Origin of the sequence: Idiomarina sp. 29L, from assembly GCF_004123135.1 — a bacterium.
Taxonomy (GTDB): domain Bacteria; phylum Pseudomonadota; class Gammaproteobacteria; order Enterobacterales; family Alteromonadaceae; genus Idiomarina.
In genome coordinates this window covers 297,956-317,343 of record NZ_SDJS01000005.1, presented here as the reverse complement: position 1 = coordinate 317,343, position 19,388 = coordinate 297,956, and the positions used below count along the sequence as shown (strand labels likewise).

Here is a 19,388-nt window from a genome sequence, read left to right as displayed (position 1 = left end):
TACAATAGTTGGTTTTCAGTGATTTCGGAGCAGATGGCGGCATAATGGCGAAACCTTCTCATATATTAGCGTTAAATGGGCCAAACCTTAACCTGCTAGGCTCGCGGGAGCCGTCTATTTATGGCCATAAAACGCTCTCTGATATTCAGCAGGATCTAAACAGCATCGCCAAAGCTAAGGGTGCAGAATTAACCTTTAAGCAATCAAACGCTGAGCACCAACTCATTGACTGGATACAACAAGCGGCGGAATCGGGTGTCGATTACATCATCATCAACCCAGCAGCTTATGCCCATACCAGTGTTGCGTTAAGAGATGCGCTGTTAGCCACTGCTATTCCATTTATTGAAGTACACATTTCCAATATTTATCGCCGTGAATCATTCCGGCATCACTCATATTTAGCGGACGCCGCAACCGGCGTAATTTGCGGCTTAGGCCCCTCGGGTTATGAGTACGCGTTAAACGCCGCTTTACAGCATTTAAATAACAACGACATTGAAAGGTAAGCGTTAGCATGGACATTCGTAAAATTAAGAAATTGATTGAACTGGTTGAAGAATCAGGTGTAGCTGAATTAGAAATTACTGAAGGCGAAGAGTCGGTTCGTATTAACCGATACAGCGCTCAAGCCGCGCCGGCACCTGTTCAGTACGCTCCGCAGCCGGCACCTCAGGCGGCGCCTCAAGCTCCGGCGGCTGCAGACAGTGCTGAAGCACCCAGTGAGGAAATATCCGGTCATATTGTTCGTTCACCAATGGTGGGTACCTTCTATGAAGCGCCTTCACCAGATGCAAAACCATTTGTCACAGTGGGTTCGCGAGTCAACGCAGGCGACACGCTGTGCATTGTGGAAGCAATGAAAATGATGAATCAAATTGAAGCGGACAAGTCCGGTGTTGTGAAGCAAATTCTGGTTGAAAACGAAGAGCCAGTTGAGTTTGATCAGCCACTATTTGTTATCGAATAAAGTAACCGCAGGAATTTGTCATGTTAGATAAAGTGGTCATAGCGAACCGCGGCGAAATTGCACTGAGAATTTTGCGAGCTTGTAAAGAGCTTGGCATTAAAACGGTTGCGGTTCACTCGACGGTCGACAGAAATTTAAAACACGTACTGCTAGCTGATGAAGCTATCTGTATTGGTAAAGCACCGGCGAATGAAAGCTATTTGAACATCCCCAGAATTATTAGTGCAGCGGAAATTACCGACTCTGCAGCTATCCACCCGGGCTACGGCTTCTTAGCGGAGAACGCAGACTTCGCTGAACAGGTTGAACAATCTGGTTTTATTTTCGTCGGCCCAACAGCAGACGTTATTCGTCTGATGGGCGACAAAGTTTCAGCAATTAAAGCCATGAAAAAAGCGGGAGTTCCTTGCGTCCCGGGGTCAGACGGTCCATTAGACGACGACAATGAACGCAATATTAAGCTCGCTAAACGCATCGGTTACCCAATTATTATTAAAGCAGCCGGCGGCGGCGGTGGTCGCGGTATGCGCGTAGTGCGTCAGGAAAGCGAACTGCTAAGCGCTATTAGTATGACGCAAAATGAAGCTCGTGCGGCTTTCGGGAACCCCGTTGTTTATATGGAAAAGTTCCTCGAGAATCCTCGTCACGTCGAGGTTCAGGTTCTAGCTGACGGCCAGGGTAATGCTATCCATTTAGGTGAGCGTGACTGCTCCATGCAGCGTCGCCACCAAAAAGTAGTAGAAGAAGCGCCAGCCCCGGGTATTACACCAGAAATGCGTAAATTCATCGGCGAGCGCTGCGCCAAAGCCTGTATTGAAATTGGCTATCGCGGTGCCGGTACCTTTGAATTCTTATATGAAAACGGCGAGTTCTACTTCATTGAAATGAACACCCGTATTCAGGTAGAGCATCCAGTCACCGAAATGGTTACCGGTATCGACCTCATTAAAGAGCAGCTTCGCATTGCTGCTGGTCGCCAACTCTCTATCAGCCAGGAAGATGTCGTTATTCGTGGGCATGCTGTTGAGTGTCGTATTAACGCTGAAGACCCGGATACCTTTGTACCGTCGCCCGGTCAAATTACCCGTTTCCATCCACCGGGTGGCTTTGGTGTGCGTTGGGACTCTCATGTTTACGCAGACTACAAAGTCCCCCCCAATTATGACTCAATGATTGGAAAGCTCATTACTTACGGGGAAAACCGAGATATCGCCATTGCCCGTATGCGCAACGCGTTAAGTGAGCTGATTATTGAGAACATAAAAACCAACGTACCGCTGCAAAAAAGCATCATGGCGGATGAGAACTTCCAGCATGGTGGCACAAACATCCATTACTTAGAGAAAAAGCTGGGTATGGGTGGTCATTAATAGAATGGCCTGGATACAACTCACACTTTCAAGCAGTGAAGAGCATGCGCCGCGTGTCGGCGACATGCTTATGGGGAACGGCGCTCAAGCGGTCACCTACCGTGACGGCGCCGACACACCTATTTTTGAGCCCAGACCGGGCGAAGTGACGCTATGGCAAAATACCCTCGTCACAGGGTTGTTCGACGCTGAAGCTGATATTAAGTCGGTTGTCACTAACCTGGAAAAGTCAGCTATTTTGCCGGCGCCTCTTCAATATAAAACTGATGCACTTGAAGACAAAGACTGGGAACGCGAGTGGATGGATAACTTCCACCCTATTCAATTTGGCGAACGCCTTTGGATTTGCCCAAGTTGGCGTGATATTCCTGATCCATCGGCCGTCAATATCTTGCTTGATCCAGGCATGGCGTTTGGCACCGGCACGCATCCAACGACGGCTATGTGCTTGAGATGGCTTGATGCGAACCCACCAAAAGATAAGACCACCTTAGACTTTGGCTGTGGCTCCGGCATTTTAGGCATCGCAGCGTTGCTATTTGACGCTAAGCACGCCATTGGTATCGATATCGATCAACAGGCGCTCATTGCGACCAAGGATAATGCCGAACGCAACGGTGTCAGCGACAAGTTCGATGTCTACTTACCAAGTGAGCAACCACAAACACAGGTCGATTTAGTCCTCGCTAATGTGCTTGCCGGTCCACTCAGAGAGTTATCGGACACCATACTGGCGTTTGTAAAGCCCGGTGGTCAGCTTGTGCTGTCAGGTATTCTGGAACGCCAAGTCGATGATGTTATGCAAGCCTACCAGCCTGACATTAATTTCGACACGCCCGTCATAGACGGTGACTGGGCAATGCTGAGCGGTACTCGAGTTGGTTAACAAGCGTTCGCTTTGTCAATAGTAAAAAGTTAAAAAAAGACTCAAATTGCGTAATAAATAGCCTTTTCTTTATTGCGCAAATTCCATAAAATTCTCTCCCCTTTCGCTGAGTAGTTTTTAACCGATGCGGATTGGTCCATATCAACTCGACAATCAGGTCATTCTAGCTCCCATGGCCGGAGTTACTGATCAGCCCTTTCGTCAGCTGTGTTACAGCAAAGGGGCAGGTTTGACAGTGTCTGAAATGCTGTCCAGTAACCCGAAAGTGTGGAAAACCGGTAAGTCCAGGCAACGCATGGATCACTCTGGTGAGTTAGGTATTCGCGCCGTGCAGATTGCAGGCTCGGAGCCTTCGCTAATGGCAGAGGCGGCCAAGGTGAATGTCGATATGGGCGCTCAAATTATTGACATTAATATGGGCTGCCCGGCAAAGAAAGTGAATAAAAAAATGGCAGGCTCTGCGCTGATGCAATACCCAGAGCTTGTGGAAGAAATACTGACGGCTGTGGTTTCAGCGGTTGATGTTCCGGTCACTTTAAAAACCCGCACAGGTTGGGATCGCGAACATAAAAACGGAATTGAAATAGCAAAAATAGCTGAGCGCTGTGGTATCCAGTCACTTGCTCTGCATGGCCGGACTCGGGCATGTATGTATAAGGGCGAAGCAGAATACGACACCATACGGGCAGTGAAAAAAGCAATCTCAATTCCCGTTATTGCTAATGGCGATATTCGCACGCCACAGCAAGCGAAAGAAGTTTTAGCTTATACCGATGCTGACGCCATCATGATTGGCCGAGGCGCACAAGGAAACCCATGGTTATTCCGGGAAATAAGCCATTACCTGGAAACTGGTGAAGAATTAGCACCACCGCCAATAGCAGAAGTTGCGGAAACAACAATTAAGCACGTTGAACAGCTGCACAGCTTTTACGGCAGCTTTCAAGGTGTACGTATAGCCAGAAAGCATGTCGGCTGGTACTTGAAAGAGCAAGCCAGTAACGATGAGTTCCGGCAGGTATTTAACCGTCTGGAAGATGCCAGCGAGCAACTCCAGGCACTCGAAGATTATTTTGTCACTGTAGAGAAGAGATAAGCGTATTATGTTTGATCAAAACCCTAATCGTGAGAATGTATCTCCCCTGACCACTATCGGAAACAACGCTCAGCCTAAGCCACTGCGTGATTCCGTAAAGCAAGCACTGCACAGCTTCCTGCGCCAGCTTGACGGTCAGGATCCAGAAGAGCTGTACGAACTGGTGCTGTCAGAAGTGGAAGCACCGTTACTTGAAGAGGTCATGACTTACACCCGGGGTAATCAAACCCGCGCCGCAACCATGCTTGGCATTAATCGCGGCACCTTACGCAAAAAGCTGAAAAAATACGGCATGAACTAATACGATTTTTGGGCGCCTTTTGGCGCCTTTTTTTTATGGCTTAAAAAGTAACCTAGAACAGAAAGGCAAAACCATGGAAAACCGTCCTATTCAACGCGCGTTAATTAGTGTTTCAGATAAAACAGGCATTGTTGAGTTTGCTCAGGCATTAGCAGCAAAGAATATTGAAATACTCTCTACAGGCGGCACTGCCAAACTCTTACGCGACTCTGGCTTAACCGTAATTGATGTCTCTGAGCACACCGGACAAACGGAAATTATGGGCGGTCGTGTTAAGACACTACACCCGAAAGTTCACGGTGGGATTCTGGGCCGTCGTGACATTGATCAGGCCATTATGCAGGAACAAAACATCGCGCCTATCGACATGGTTGTTGTAAACCTCTACCCGTTTGCCGAGACCGTTGCTAAAGAAGGTTGTACGTTAGAAGACGCGATTGAGAATATTGATATCGGTGGGCCAACTATGGTTCGAGCCGCAGCGAAAAACCATAAAGATGTCACTATTGTGGTTAATGCGTCTGACTATGACCGCGTTCTAAGTGAAATGAATAACAGTGGCACTGTCAGCTACGATACTCGCTTTGATTTAGCTGTTGCGGCGTTTGAGCATACTGCGCAATACGATGGCATGATAGCAAATTACCTGGGCAAACAGTTAAGCGACAATGACTTCGCCCGCACATTAAACCTGCAAGTATCGAAGAAACAAGACCTACGCTACGGAGAAAACTCGCATCAATCGGCGGCATTCTACACTGAGCGTAATGCGCCTGAAGGTAACGTGTCTACGGCCAAACAGCTGCAAGGCAAAGCACTTTCTTTCAATAACATTGCCGATACCGACGCCGCTTTAGAATGCGTGAAAAGTTTCGTTGAACCGGCTTGCGTTATCGTCAAGCACGCGAACCCATGCGGCGTTGCTATTGGTGAATCTATTTCCGACGCTTACGATCGGGCGTTCAAAACCGACCCAACCTCAGCGTTTGGTGGGATCATTGCATTTAATCGCGAGCTCGATGAGGCGACTGCGACTGCAATTGTTGAACGCCAGTTTGTTGAAGTGATTATCGCACCAAGCGTCAGCGATGCCGCAAAAGAAGCTGTCTCCGGTAAGAAAAATGTACGTTTGCTCGAATGCGGCCAGTGGGCTGACTCTGGGACTCAACTTGACTATAAACGTGTCACCGGTGGCCTGTTAGTGCAAGATACCGATACCGAGGACTTTAATGCAGACGAGTTGAAAGTCGTCAGCAAAGTTCAGCCAACCGAAGAACAAATGACTGATTTACTATTCTGCTGGAAGGTAGCGAAGTTTGTTAAGTCGAACGCTATTGTTTATGCCAAAGACGGCATGACCATTGGTGTTGGCGCCGGCCAAATGAGCCGTGTTTACAGCGCAAAAATTGCAGGCATTAAAGCAGCCGACGAAGGCCTCCAAGTTGAAGGCTCGGTCATGGCTTCTGACGCGTTTTTCCCTTTCCGAGATGGTATTGACGCCGCCGCTGAAGCCGGTATTAAGGCGATTATTCAACCGGGCGGGTCAATTCGCGACGACGAGATTATTGCCGCCGCAGACGAACATGGTATTGCGATGGTCTTTACCGGAATGCGCCATTTCCGCCATTAATGCGTAGTGATAAGTGATGTTATTTGCCGCCCCGACGATTCGGGGCTAATCTTTACAAACACTTATAAAAACGAAGAGGCAGGTTTATGAAATATTCTGCAATCGCATTATCTATGGTATCGCTGTTAGCTTTGTCGGCTTGTGATAGCGGCCCTAAGTCATCCGCACCTGCGAGCACCGAACAGGGAGCTTCAATAACGTTGGAACAAGCGGTCAATCATGATGATCGTACGCCCGCGTATGTTGAGCGTGATCAGTTTCGTCATCCGAAAGAAACACTAGCTTTTTTCGAGCTTGAGCCATCCATGACGGTTGTGGAAATATGGCCGGGCGGAGGCTATTACAGCGAAATTCTGGCGCCATACCTTGCTGAAGAAGGGACATTTTACGCAGCTCACTTCCCCGAAGACACACAAAGCGACTACTACCAACGTTCGCTCAATAAATTTAAAGAGCGCCTGACCAGCGAAGCTGTATTTGGCAATGTTGAGTTGACTCAGTTTGCGCCGTTAACGCCACTGGAAACAGACATTGCGCCGCCAAACAGCGCTGACCGCATACTGACCTTCCGTAACTTACACAATTGGTATATGAGTGGCGGCGAAGAAGCGGTGCTGGATGCTTTCCGGCAATTCCATCAAGCATTAATTCCGGATGGTATTTTGGGTGTGGTTGATCACCGTTTACCAGAAAGTGCAGACGATGGCGCTATGGAAAACAGTGGTTACATTAAAGAAAGCTGGGTGATTGACCTTGCAGAGAAGGCAGGCTTTGAGCTGGTCGAAAGCAGTGAAATTAATGCAAACCCGAAAGATACAGCAGACCATCCCAACGGTGTTTGGAACTTACCACCAACGCTGAATGTAGAAGATGGTGACGACGCGGAAATTTATAAAGCTATCGGTGAGAGCGACCGATTCACATTAAAGTTTAGAAAACCCGTAGAATAAGGATACTCATGAAAGTTTTGGTTGTTGGCGGCGGAGGCCGTGAACACGCACTGGCGTGGAAAGCAGCGCAGTCTTCACAAGTAGACTGTGTCTTTGTAGCTCCTGGCAATGCAGGTACTGAGCGTGAGCCTAACCTCACAAATGTTGATATTGCAGCCGAAGACATCGACGGTCTGCTTAACTTTGCCAAGCAGGAAAGTATCGGGCTGACCATTGTTGGGCCTGAAGCCCCTTTGGTTGCTGGCATTGTCGACAAGTTCACTGATGCCGGATTAGCCGCTTTTGGCCCGACAGCCCAAGCGGCTCAGCTGGAAGGCTCTAAAGCGTTCAGCAAAGACTTCCTGCAGCGTCACAATATTCCAACCGCCGACTACCAGAACTTCACTGAAGTAGAGCCTGCAAAAGCCTATGTTGCGGAAAAAGGTGTGCCTATTGTCATTAAGGCGGACGGTTTAGCTGCTGGTAAAGGCGTTATTATTGCCGAAACCCTAGAACAAGCGAACGCAGCGATTGATGACATGTTGGCCGGTAACCGATTTGGCGACGCTGGTCACCGCGTGGTTATTGAAGAATTCTTAACCGGTGAAGAAGCCTCTTTCATTGTTATGGTTGACGGTGAACGCGCAATACCGTTTGCCTCTAGCCAGGACCATAAAGCTCGAGACAATGGCGATACAGGCCCGAACACCGGTGGCATGGGAGCCTACTCTCCCGCGCCCGTCGTTTCTCCGGCTATCCATGATTGGGTCATGCGCCATGTTATTAAACCGACTGTTGACGGAATGGCTGCTGAAGGAGCTCCTTACAAAGGTTTCCTATACGCTGGCCTAATGATTGCAAACGACGGTACTGCCAAAGTGCTCGAGTACAACTGCCGTTTTGGAGATCCGGAAACACAACCCATTATGATGCGTCTGAAATCAGACTTAGTGGAGCTATGCTTGCAAGCCGTTGACGGTAAACTAAACCAAGCACCTATCGAGTTTGATGAGCGCGCAGCAGTAGGCGTTGTTTTGGCTGCCGGCGGCTACCCAGAGAGTTATAAGAAAGGCGACGTTATTCAAGGCTTACCAAATGCTGAGTCTGAGAATCAAAAGGTCTTTCACGCCGGTACTAAAATGGAAAATGGAAACGTTGTTACCAGCGGTGGACGTGTGCTCTGCTGCACTGCACTGGGTAACACGGTCACTGAAGCTCAGAAGCAAGCCTATGACCTAGTTAATGGTATTAACTGGGACAATGTTTATTTCCGTACGGATATCGCTCACAGAGCGATTAAACGCGAAAGCTAAAGCTCACCTCCTGTCATAACATCGTCATAAAGCGGATTTATCATCCGTGATGTTTATGACAGGAGGCTTTATGTCAACGTGCGATAGCCGCCAGGCGCTCATTTCACTGATTGAAAATCAACAATTGTTCCCCTTATTTCAACCCGTTGTTGATACTGCCCGCGGTTATGTCATTGGCCATGAGTCGCTCATTCGAGGGTCCAAAGGTCACGACCTGGAGTTTCCCGATAAGCTCTTCTCTGTTGCCAATGAGTGCGACTTACTGTCTGAGCTTGAGCTTGCCTGCCGTTATGCCGCAATAAAGGAGTTTCAGCGTCAGGGCATGAGCGGCAAACTGTTTTTAAACGTAAACCCCAACGTATTAAAAGATGATTCTCACCCCCATGGTTCGACTTTACGGCTGTCACAACAGCTTGGTCTCGACCCAAATCAAATAGTTATCGAAATTTCCGAGCGTTATCCGATAGAAGACACCGAAAACCTAAAAGAAGCCATTATTCATTACCGGCAATTAGGCTTTATGATAGCCATCGATGACTTAGGTGCTGGTTACTCCGGTTTAAAGCTTTGGTCTGAACTGCATCCCGATTACGTTAAAGTTGACCGCTATTTCGTTCAGGATATTCATGAATCATCGGTGAAAAGAGAATTTGTACAAAGCATTCTATCGTTGGCAAAAAACATACAAACAAAGGTTATTGCCGAGGGTATTGAAACCAAAGAGGAACTTGAACAACTTCACGCATTAGGCATTAAACACTGTCAGGGGTATCTGTTTGGTAAGCCTGCTAAATTACCGGTGCATAATGTTCAACCATCACTTTTAAACACCTATAAGCCAGTAAAAGGCGGTTATAATGAAACGATTGCCAGCGTTGTTAATTCTCTGGAAATTATTGCTGATGATGAACCGGCATTAGAAGCACTGAACCGCTTTACCAAAAATGCGGCATTGTCATTACTTCCTGTCACTCGCCACGAACAAGTGGTCGGCGTAATCAGCCGGGAAAAGTTATTAGAGCGGTTTTCTGGATCGTATGGGCATGCACTGAACGCCAATAAGCTTGTTGCTCACATAATGGAAAAAGAGCCTATTGCTGTCGACTGGCAAGCTTCACTGGAAGACGTCAGTCAGTTAATCACTGAGCATGACGAGACCGATGTCTATCAACATATTATTGTTACTCGCAACAATGGGTATTACGGCGTAGCCTCGATAAAAAGCTTGCTGCGCAAAATAACCGAACTGAAAATTAACGATGCTCGGCATGCTAATCCGTTGACTCAATTGCCCGGCAACGTCGCAATCAATCGTGTCATCAACGAAAAACTGAGAGAACAACGTCAATTTAGCGTTGCCTACTTCGATTTAAACCACTTTAAACCCTACAACGATATTTACGGCTATGAGCAAGGTGACCAAGTGATAAAATGGGTCGCTCAGTTACTACAAAAAACGCTGACAGGGTGCAGTAACTTCGTCGGCCATATTGGCGGTGATGACTTTGTCGTGATATTTGACCAGTACGCAGTCACTGCCGACAGAGTTAAAAAAAGCTGCCAGAGCGTCATTGAACGGTTTGATGAGGATATTGTTCAGTTTTACCAGGAAGAACATATAAAACTTGGCGGCATTAAGGCGGTGAACCGTGAGGGTCACCCAACATTCTTCTCTTTATTGAGCATTGCGGTTGGCGTTGTCAGCCCAGACGCTAAACTTTGTGAATCTCACCACGACGTTGCATTGCTTGCAACCGAAGCCAAGAAGGAAGCAAAGCGTTTTGGCGGCAGCTATTGTTACCATTGCCACCGCCAGGCTCCCAGACGCTTAAAGCTCGTTAGCTCGCCGTCTTAATCTTCGACTATCAGGTCGTCTTCTGTCTCCGAAGATGAGCCTAAAGAGTCGTCCGCAAACTTACCTTTGCCATACATACTGGCCACTTTAGGGCGGTGAATACGTGCCTGATATTTCGCCCACGTCTTTTCAACCGGGGTAGCAGGGGCTTGCTCGCCTTTTGCAGCAGCCAGTAAGTCGATGTCTTCCTGCAAAATCGGTTTAAACTCGCCATTGAGCATGGCGGTAATCAAACAACCATAGTGTGTCAATGCATCGCTTTCCCTGATAGAAAAGTCGCCTGAACGCGCGAAGCCATAAGGATAGTTTCTGAAATCGTTAAACGGTTTCTTCAATAATAACTCTCGGGTAATAGTGGTCATGATAAGCCCTTCCTACAGACTAAAACCGAACAAAAAGCCTGTCGTTATTTACGACAAAAACGATATAGAGCTATATCTCAACTTTGTCAATGAAAATGTTTGTAAAACGCGTTTAAATTCTGTTGGCTCAGGTCTATAACTAACGGCAAGTGGCTCATAAGGAGGAATACCCATGCGTTTATTTGCATACACAACGTTAGCTTTAGCGACAGTAACATTAGCCGCTTGTGGCGGTTCAGACGATGATCCAACTACACCGGATACTGCACAGTTCACTTTAGGGGTGAGTGATGCGCCTGTCGATAACGCCGAGGCTGTTGTTGCTTGCTTTAATGCCGTCGAACTCACAGGAAATGGTGACGGGGCACAAACATTTACCGTTGGAGATGATTTGGAAGCACCTGAAGAAAATGACCTTTGTTTAGACTCTGAAGGCAACCCGATTCCTAATACTATCGGTATCGATTTACTTGAATTTACCGGAAACGAGTCGATGGTCTTTTTAGAAAACGCAGAAATTGATGCGGGCCAATATGGGCAGCTTAGACTGGTTATGGCCGACGGTTCGTATGTCATGACGGATACGAATGGTGATGGAGAGGTTGAACAAGTGCCTGTCCAAGTGCCTTCAAATGAGCTCAAACTTGATGGGTTCATCGCCGATGCCGGCGGTAACCTTAACTTCACCGTTGAGTTTGATCTGCGCCATGCAATGACGAATCCAGTCGGTCAAGAACACTATATTCTGAAGCCACGCGGTGTTCGCTTAGTTGATAATTCTGCGGTTGGTCATTTGAAAGGCACGGTAGCCGAAGGCGCTCTGCTGTTCAATGAAACCTGCACTGTCGCACCTGAAGATACGTCGCAACCGGTTGCTTACGTTTACCTTTATGAAGGCAGCGACTTAGAAGCTTCAGCGTTAGCCGACAACGGCGGCAGCGAGGAGAATGAGCCGTACGCAAGCACAGCAGTCTATTTTGACGGGGTTGATACCTATGACTTTACAATGGGTTTCATTGCAACCGGCGATTACACCGCTGCATTAACGTGTAACGATGCGGATGATCCGGAAACGGATGACGACATAGAGTTTTTCTTAACTGAGAATGTCACCATTGAAGCATCAAGCGAGCCGGTAGAACTCGAATTCGTTGGTGCCGCAAGCGAGTAGCTCGCTTCATGAGTTTTGGGCAGCAGGGACGCTGCCTTTTCTTATTTTAAAGAATTAAAAAGCGCCAAACGCTGAGCCTAAACTTCTGATACTCAGTACAATAGAAATAATGAACACCAGCGCAGCTAACAGGTTTTGCCACCATGAGTTGCGATTCTGGCCCAGCAAGCTTCCCCAGCTTAACCACCATAAAAAGCCAACAATAACGGGCAGTAAAATGCCGTTAGCCACCTGAGCAAACCAAATAACGGTGACAGGTTCGATGCCAAGACTGGAAATAGCGACCCCCAACACCAAAATCGTCAACCAGACCGCTCTAAAGGCGCGGCTCTTCAAGCTCACTGACCACCCCATTATACCGTTGAGGGCATAGGCGCTGGCCAGAGGAGCCGTAGTCGCTGACGATATACCGGCAGCAAACAGGCCCAGTGCCATTAGATACGTTGCCGCGTTACCAAACAATGGCTCTAACGATACGGCTAAATCGGCCGCACTGGAGATTGTAATGTGGTGGCCAAAAAATGCCGATGCGGCAGTCGCCACTATCGCCATAGATATCAAACCACCCAATGGAATGGAAACAAATAAATCGCGGCGAACGGCTGGCAAGTCAGTTGTTGATTGCCACTTTTTGGAAATGCTGGAGGCATGAAGAAAGATGTTATAGGGCACCACTGTCGTGCCAATCAGCGCGACCACGGTCAATGTGGCTCCCGAAGGCATGCTGAGTGAGAAAATACCGGTAAGTACACGAGTCCAGTCAGGGCTGGTTAAAAAAAACGTACCTAGAAATGCAATGCTCATAAGGAGCACCATAGCAATAAGTGACTTTTCAATAATCCACGCATTACCCGACCAAAGCACCAAGAATGCGACAAAACCAATAACGACGGCCCAGGCATTACTTAGCCAATCATCCAGCACAGGAACCGGCCCGAGCAATTCAAAAGCCCCCAAGCTTGCACCGGATAAATTGCCGCCCTGATAGACGCTGTTGCCAATGGCTATCGCACTAAAAATAAGTACTAATGCGAGCCAACGCAGCCAGCTAGATGTGAGGTTGCTCCGGATATTCTCGCCGAGCCCGGCTTGGGTCACAAGACCAATACGAGCTGACATTTCTTGTAAAACGAGACAAGCGAAAACAGAGAATGCTAATGCCCATAATAGAGCGTAACCATAGTTAGCCCCGGCAAGCGATGCAGTAACAACGGTTCCAGGGCCGATAAAGGCGGCCGCCACCAGCGCGCCGGGCCCAAACTGAGAAAGCTTCATGACAGATCTTTAGCGGACATCTTCGGACCTTCTATGGTTTCCATAGATATCCATTTGTTGTTAAGAGCCTCAGATAAGTCCTTTTCCAATACTGCCTGCGCATCTTCGTAAGAGACATGCAGCTCAGTGACTCCACAAGCCCGATTGCGACCATGCGCCTTACCCATGTACAAGGCCATGTCAGCAACCTGCAGTACTTTTTCCCAGTCCATTTGTTTTTCGGATACACCCGAGAAAGGCAGGCGAATAAAACCGATAGTGGTTGTCACTGGTATTTCATGACCTTCGAACCTGACCGGCTTTTTAGCCAACTCGTTCAGTATTCGTTCACTCATTTCTTTTAGGTTCTCGTCATCGATGTTACGAACCAGAAATAAAAACTCCTCGCCACCCCAACGAATGAGCTTGTCACTGTCTCGGCAAACCATCTGCAAGCGGCGACTCACTTCGGCCAAAACAGCGTCTCCGGCTGCGTGACCGTACTTGTCATTGATACGTTTGAAAAAGTCGAGATCAAGGAGAATTAAACCGTCTGATTGTATAGCTGCATCCCGACGCTCTCCGTGCTTTTTACGCTCGTCCATTTCCTTTTGCAGCGCTCGACGGTTCCATAAACCGGTTAGAGGATCTTTTAAGGACTGATCTGCCAGCATAGTATTTGCGGCTTTTAGGCGTAAATTCGCCTTACGGGCTTTGCGGTACATGATAAAGACGAAAACCGCAGCAAATACCGCCACGATTCCAAGCAACAACCAAATCATGTTGCGCTGTTGATTTATTTCCAGCAACTGCTCTTTAAGTTCATTTTGACGTTCTAATAACTCGATTTGCTGCTCTTTGTCTTTACTTTCATACAATTGTTGTAAATTCGCCAGGTTTTTCTGTTGGTCACTTTGATAAAGTTCTTTAGATAATGTCATTTGTTTTTTCAGCGCTTCCGCTTGATTTTGATATTGACCAGCAAACTCATACGCTTCCGCCAATTCACCCAACATACCCTCGACTTCAGTCTTTATTTCTTCATCCCGGTAAAATTGCACCGCGTCTCTCATCTCCTGAAGACCGGCTTCTGTATTGCCTTGACGTACGTCAACAAACCCTAAATTAAAATGTATGGTCTGAGCCATCCAAACATCTTCAACTTCTTCGGCAAGTTCCAGCGCTTCTAATAAATGGCTTCGGGCTTTCTCCCATTCCTGTTCATACATGTAGTGATCGCCGAAATTATTCAAAATTGTCGGCAACAAATAGGTACGCTCATCTTTCTTAGCAACATCATAGGCCTTTCGCAAAGACTCCAGCGAGGCATCCCGATCACCCATGCTGGCTTCAACATAGGACTTATGTAAATAGAAGTCAGGCAAGTCATATTCCAGACCATTTACTTTTGCGCTTTCTATTGCCTTTTTGATGGTCTTTAACGAGCCCTCCCAGTTTTTGAGCTCCGTCTGAATAATAGCAATGGAGTAATCGAGGAATTGCTGACGAATAGGGGTTCGCTCGTTATTCGTTTCATTTACAGCTTCTTGAGCCAACAACAAATGCCTAAGTGCATCGTCGTAGCGATTCCAGTCTGCGTAAACACGGGAAATAAGATTATGTGCGTAATATCGAACCCTTGGGATACGGGCTCTGGAAAGGTGAATCTCAATATCACTGAGCAGTAAAAAAGCCTCTCCGTACTTTCCTTCAAACTGCAGCAGCTCAACCTGCGTTGCCAACGCTTCTGCTTTTACGTCCGCTAACTCTGTATTTTCAGCAAGGGTTAAAAGTTCATCCAGCTTGTCAAAAGCCAGTTCCTTTTCACCTTCGTAATAATACCAAAAGGTCTCATAACTCTGCGCGCGAGCTCTTGTCGCAACAGGAGTGTCCTTTGATATTTCTTCAATCACACCGAAGAGTACAGCTTTTGAATCAACGCCTTCATCGCCAATCGTCGTTAAATATTCATCAAGCTGCTTTTCCATCGCCATATCAACAGGAACACCATTGATATTTTCTATGGGAGCCTGGTTTGCCTTTACCGCAAAACTAAGTAGCAGCAACAATGACAAAGTAGCCCCAAATTGAGCCCATTTATTGTTATTTTTATACATGGGAGCGATGTCTGTTTTTGGTTATAAATTAATCGTCGAGTTTACCCTAATTTTAGTGATTGCACAAAGTATACATCTGCGATAAAACGGATGTTATGACAGAAACAAAGATAAATTGGTCAAACGTTCTAAAATCGGGACAGCGCATTTTCATCGGCTCTCATGCGGCCGTGCCAACCGCGCTAATTGATGATCTGATAGAGAACTCAAAAGACCTGCACGATATTGAAATTGTGCAGCTTATGACGCTGTCCGACAACAAATGGGCAGAGCCCCAGTATCAGCAATTATTCAAGGTGAACACGTTTTTTATTGGTGGCGGCGCAATTCGTAAAGCTGTCAATGAGGGGCGTGCTGACTACACGCCAAGCTTTATTTCGGACATTCCTAACCTGTTCAATAACGGTATTTTGCCATTAGATGCAGCATTGATTATGGTCGCCCCAGGTGACAAATACGGTTACCATTCAATGGGCGTATCCGTCGATGTGGTAGCGGCTGCCGCCAAGTCTGCGAAAACAGTCATTGCTCAGGTTAACCCGCAAATGCCCGTCACTTATGGGCAGTCATTTTTGCACGAAAACCAAATTAACTACTTTTGGGAGCACTCGTCGCCACTGCCGGAGCTAGCACCACCAGAGCACGACAACAGTAAAATTATTGAGCGTATTGGTCAGTATATTTCCCTTTTAGTTGAGGACGGTGCCACCTTGCAGGTGGGTATTGGCAATATTTGTGCCGCCGCATTGAGGTATCTCAGTAATCATAAAGATTTAGGCATTCACAGCGAACTGATTACCGACGATGTCATGCACTTAATGTTGAAAGGTGTCATTAATAATCGCAAGAAAACCTTTCACCCGAATAAAATTGTGACCAGTTTCTGCATGGGCTCAAAGGCCCTATACGACTTTGTCGATCACAATCCTCACGTTGGTTTTTACCCGAGTGAGTACGTCAACTCACCTGCTAATGTCGCACGTAACGATAAGTTAGTGGCTATAAACAGTGCTATTGAAGTCGATTTAACCGGACAAATTGTGTCGGACTCTATTGGTCACCAGTTTTACAGCGGTATTGGCGGACAGGTCGACTTCAGCCGCGGGGCTTCTTTAAGTAAAGGCGGGAAGCCGGTTATTGCTCTGCCCTCCACGACAAACGACGGGAAAGTGTCACGTATAGTCCCGTTTATAAGAGAAGGGGCTGGCGTCGTTACAACTCGTGGGCACGTCCATTACGTGGTAACCGAATTCGGTGTCGCCTCGTTAAGGGGAAAAAGCATACGAGAACGTGCGCTTGAGCTCATTCGCGTAGCGCACCCGAAATTCCGTAATCACCTGCTGCAAGAAGTCCGCAAGCATTACTGGGTACCGCATTATCAGCAGCAAACGCCGGTCGATGTGCCAGAACTTGGCGACATTGGCTTCAAAAAGCTCCAGATTAACGGCGAAAGTTTTGACCTCCGCCCGCTTTACCCTTCTGACGAGCGTCGCCTGCAGGAATTTTTCTACTCGCACACTAAAGAAACGCTGCAATTGCGCTACAACGCCGTACCCACCAGCATGAGTCGCGAAAAGTCCTGTAACTTAGTCAGCGTCGATCAGTCCAAAGACTTAGCACTTTGTATTGTTCACCAGAAAGGCTCTGCAGTTCAGATTCAGGCGGTTGGGCGTTACTATTACATCGAGTCGCAAAACAGTTGCGAGGTCGCTTTTGTGACTCGCGAAAAATACCAGGGGCGCGGCATGGCCGGAAAGCTCTTAGATGAAATGATCCGCATAGCCCGGGAGCGAGGTCTGGACAGTATGCAAGCCTATGTATTAGCCGCCAATAAGCCCATGCTGAGTGTGTTTGAACGAGGCGGCTTTAAGCGCTTGCCGAGTGAAGAGCCCGGTGAAGTCTTGCTCAAGCTCGATCTTAAAGAAGGCAGTGACTAAATTATGTCGATAGTTGTATTCAGCCACGAAGACTGCCTCAAACACATTCCTAACGAGCAGCACCCTGAGTGCCCTGCCCGTATTGAAGCCATTAATGACCAACTTATTCGCTCAGGACTCGACTTCGTGCTTATACGCAAAGAGGCTACCGAGGCCCCCTGGGAGGCGATTCAGGCAGCCCACTCACAAGCGCACATAGACTTTATTCGCTCGGAAATTCCCGAATACGATCATGAATGGATTGATCCGGATACCTTAGTGACGCCGGGCAGTTTAACCGCTGCATTAAAAGCCGCGGGAGCCGCCATAAATGCAGTTGACGATGTTATGACGACCCTCAATAAGCAAGCTTTTTGTGCCGTTCGGCCGCCAGGACATCATGCGACGCGAACAAAAGCCATGGGCTTCTGCTTATTCAACAACATTGCCATTGCTGCCTATCATGCCATTGAAAGGCATGGGCTTGAACGCGTTGCTATTGTCGATTTTGACGTTCACCACGGTAACGGTACCGAGGATATTGTTCAGGATGATGACCGTATCGTGTTTTGCTCTTCGTTCCAGCAGGCGTTTTACCCGTTCACAGGCGAAGACAACAGCGCCAGCAATGTACACAACGTACCACTGCCGGCAGGTTGCAAGGGTGAGCAATGGCAACAAGCCGTTTCTGAAAAATGGTTCAATGCTCTCGATCAGTTCCAACCTCAGCTGGTGCTTATTTCTGCAGGCTTTGATGGTCACGCAGAAGACGAAATGTCTCAGTTCCTGCTGAAAGAAGAAGATTACCACTGGATTAGCGTTAAGCTGAAAGAAATTGCTGATAAACATTGCGACGGCCGTATCGTATCGACGCTCGAAGGTGGGTATAATCTCAGCGCGTTAGGTCGCAGTGTTGTTGCGCATTTAAAAGGCCTACTCTAAGCGCACTTCTATTCTTAAAACATTCATAAAAAAGAGTCGACTATTATGGGATTAGTTCTTAAGCTTGTGGCGGGCATTGTCGCCGGTATTCTTATTGGGTTATACATGCCAGAATGGGTCAGCCAACTTCTGCTGACCTTCAAAACACTGTTTGGCCAGCTGCTGTTCTTCACTATCCCATTATTGATTCTCTTTTTTATTACCAGCGGTATCGCCAGTTTACCCAGTAACTCTGGGAAATTGCTGGGTAAAACCTTAGGCATTGCTTATGCCTCTACGGTTACTGCGGGTATTGTTGCGTTTTTCGCTGCCGGCATTGTCGTTCCCTGGCTGACAACCGACGCTCAGAGTGTTTCTACAGAAGCCAAAGCCACTATCGAACCCTTTATTGAACTGTCAGTTCCACCGCTAATGGAAGTCATGTCCGCTTTGGTTTTAGCCTTTATTTTTGGGTTGGGTATTGCCAGTACCAAAGCAGAAAACCTAAAAAAGCTGTCAGATCAGGGCCGTGACATTATTGAGCTGCTGCTGGTTAAAGTTATTATTCCTTTATTGCCGCTGTATATCGCTGGCATTTTTGCGGAAATGGCCGTGGCCGGTACCGTCTTTAACACCCTGAAAACCTTTGGCGTTATCCTGATACTCGCCGTTGCCTTGCACTGGGTTTACATTACCTCTATGTACATTATGGCAGGCATAAAAACCGGTCGTTCACCGCTGTTTTTAATCAAAAACATGCTGCCGGCGTATTTTACGGCGCTAGGTACTATGTCTAGTGCAGCCACTATTCCAGTCACCCTACAAAGCGTACGTAAAAACAAAGTCGATAACGACGTTGCCAACTTTACGGTTCCGTTGTGCGCGACGGTTCATTTGGCTGGCTCTACCATTACGATTGTCAGCTGCGCGGTTGCGGTTATGGTTTTGCACAACTCGCTAGCTATTCCCGGCTTCTTTACCATGCTGCCGTTTATTTTAATGCTGGGTATTGTCATGTTAGCTGCACCGGGCGTTCCAGGCGGTGCGGTTATGTCTGCAGTTGGCCTATTAGGCTCCATGCTCGGTTTCGGCGAAACCGCAGTTGCCTTGATGATAGCCTTGTACATGGCACAGGACAGCTTCGGTACTGCCTGTAACATTACCGGTGACGGTGCTATTGCGATGTTTGTGGATAGTTCGAAGAAGAGTTAGTGATAACCTTAAAACTCGGCTAATCGCTAGTGCGTCTAAAAACTTATATATACGCACTAGCAATTAAAATTTGATTTATACGCAA

General features: G+C 47.5%; 17 protein-coding genes. 14 read left to right on the top strand and 3 right to left on the bottom strand.

The window, feature by feature from the left end:
* The first annotated feature begins 44 nt into the window (after positions 1-44).
* The 10 genes from aroQ (at position 45) to EST55_RS12170 (ending at position 10,350) form a co-directional block, all read left to right on the top strand.
* Positions 45-509: a type II 3-dehydroquinate dehydratase gene (aroQ, locus tag EST55_RS12215; protein WP_129497676.1), complete on the top strand. Its 465-nt coding sequence runs from the start codon at positions 45-47 to the stop codon at positions 507-509.
* Between the two features lie 8 nt (positions 510-517).
* Complete coding sequence (accB, locus tag EST55_RS12210; protein WP_100691405.1) at positions 518-970, top strand: acetyl-CoA carboxylase biotin carboxyl carrier protein; 453 nt, start codon at positions 518-520, stop codon at positions 968-970.
* 20 nt (positions 971-990) lie between these two features.
* Positions 991-2,340 carry an acetyl-CoA carboxylase biotin carboxylase subunit gene (gene accC, locus EST55_RS12205; protein WP_129497675.1) on the top strand — a complete coding sequence of 450 codons (1,350 nt, stop codon included), beginning with the start codon at positions 991-993 and terminating at the stop codon, positions 2,338-2,340.
* Between the two features lie 4 nt (positions 2,341-2,344).
* Positions 2,345-3,226: a 50S ribosomal protein L11 methyltransferase gene (gene prmA, locus EST55_RS12200; RefSeq protein WP_129497674.1), complete on the top strand. Its 882-nt coding sequence runs from the start codon at positions 2,345-2,347 to the stop codon at positions 3,224-3,226.
* Positions 3,227-3,350: 124 nt separating this feature from the next.
* Entirely contained in the window at positions 3,351-4,322 is a 972-nt protein-coding gene (dusB, locus tag EST55_RS12195; RefSeq protein ID WP_129497673.1) for a tRNA dihydrouridine synthase DusB, read from the top strand.
* A gap of 7 nt (positions 4,323-4,329) precedes the next feature.
* Positions 4,330-4,623, top strand: coding sequence for a DNA-binding transcriptional regulator Fis (fis, locus tag EST55_RS12190; protein ID WP_053954316.1), 294 nt, complete (start codon positions 4,330-4,332; stop codon positions 4,621-4,623).
* Positions 4,624-4,696: 73 nt separating this feature from the next.
* Positions 4,697-6,253 (top strand): bifunctional phosphoribosylaminoimidazolecarboxamide formyltransferase/IMP cyclohydrolase, encoded by a 1,557-nt coding sequence (gene purH, locus EST55_RS12185; protein ID WP_129497672.1) that lies wholly within the window; start codon positions 4,697-4,699, stop codon positions 6,251-6,253.
* Positions 6,254-6,339: 86 nt separating this feature from the next.
* Complete coding sequence (locus EST55_RS12180) at positions 6,340-7,203, top strand: class I SAM-dependent methyltransferase (RefSeq protein WP_129497671.1); 864 nt, start codon at positions 6,340-6,342, stop codon at positions 7,201-7,203.
* Between the two features lie 8 nt (positions 7,204-7,211).
* Positions 7,212-8,495, top strand: a complete 1,284-nt coding sequence (purD, locus tag EST55_RS12175) for a phosphoribosylamine--glycine ligase (protein WP_129497670.1) — start codon at positions 7,212-7,214, stop codon at positions 8,493-8,495.
* A gap of 70 nt (positions 8,496-8,565) precedes the next feature.
* Complete coding sequence (locus tag EST55_RS12170) at positions 8,566-10,350, top strand: bifunctional diguanylate cyclase/phosphodiesterase (protein ID WP_129497669.1); 1,785 nt, start codon at positions 8,566-8,568, stop codon at positions 10,348-10,350.
* Here the strand turns inward: EST55_RS12170 and EST55_RS12165 are convergent.
* The gene (locus EST55_RS12165; protein WP_129497668.1) at positions 10,347-10,712 is read right to left on the bottom strand and encodes a DUF413 domain-containing protein; all 366 of its coding nucleotides are present in this window, start codon (positions 10,710-10,712) and stop codon (positions 10,347-10,349) included. The genes EST55_RS12170 and EST55_RS12165 overlap by 4 nt on opposite strands.
* 172 nt (positions 10,713-10,884) lie before the next feature.
* Here EST55_RS12165 and EST55_RS12160 point away from each other — a divergent pair, with 172 nt between their 5' ends.
* A complete protein-coding gene (locus EST55_RS12160; RefSeq protein ID WP_129497667.1) occupies positions 10,885-11,883 on the top strand; it encodes a DUF4382 domain-containing protein in 999 nt (332 codons plus the stop codon).
* Positions 11,884-11,937: 54 nt separating this feature from the next.
* On the opposite strand, the gene EST55_RS12155 is transcribed toward EST55_RS12160, so the two are convergent.
* Together EST55_RS12155 and EST55_RS12150 are read right to left on the bottom strand one after the other, a co-directional pair.
* Complete coding sequence (locus EST55_RS12155) at positions 11,938-13,158, bottom strand: Nramp family divalent metal transporter (RefSeq protein WP_129497666.1); 1,221 nt, start codon at positions 13,156-13,158, stop codon at positions 11,938-11,940.
* Positions 13,155-15,254, bottom strand: a complete 2,100-nt coding sequence (locus EST55_RS12150) for a GGDEF domain-containing protein (RefSeq protein ID WP_129497665.1) — start codon at positions 15,252-15,254, stop codon at positions 13,155-13,157. The genes EST55_RS12155 and EST55_RS12150 overlap by 4 nt, the downstream gene beginning before the upstream one ends.
* A 95-nt stretch (positions 15,255-15,349) precedes the next feature.
* Here EST55_RS12150 and EST55_RS12145 point away from each other — a divergent pair, with 95 nt between their 5' ends.
* The 3 genes from EST55_RS12145 to EST55_RS12135 are packed head-to-tail and all read left to right on the top strand — an operon-like array spanning position 15,350 to position 19,303.
* The gene (locus EST55_RS12145) at positions 15,350-17,191 is read left to right on the top strand and encodes a bifunctional acetyl-CoA hydrolase/transferase family protein/GNAT family N-acetyltransferase (protein WP_129497664.1); all 1,842 of its coding nucleotides are present in this window, start codon (positions 15,350-15,352) and stop codon (positions 17,189-17,191) included.
* 3 nt (positions 17,192-17,194) lie between these two features.
* A complete protein-coding gene (locus tag EST55_RS12140) occupies positions 17,195-18,112 on the top strand; it encodes a histone deacetylase family protein (protein ID WP_129497663.1) in 918 nt (305 codons plus the stop codon).
* Between the two features lie 45 nt (positions 18,113-18,157).
* On the top strand, positions 18,158-19,303 hold the full coding sequence (locus EST55_RS12135) for a dicarboxylate/amino acid:cation symporter (RefSeq protein WP_129497662.1): 1,146 nt from the start codon (positions 18,158-18,160) through the stop codon (positions 19,301-19,303).
* The last annotated feature ends 85 nt before the right edge of the window (positions 19,304-19,388 follow it).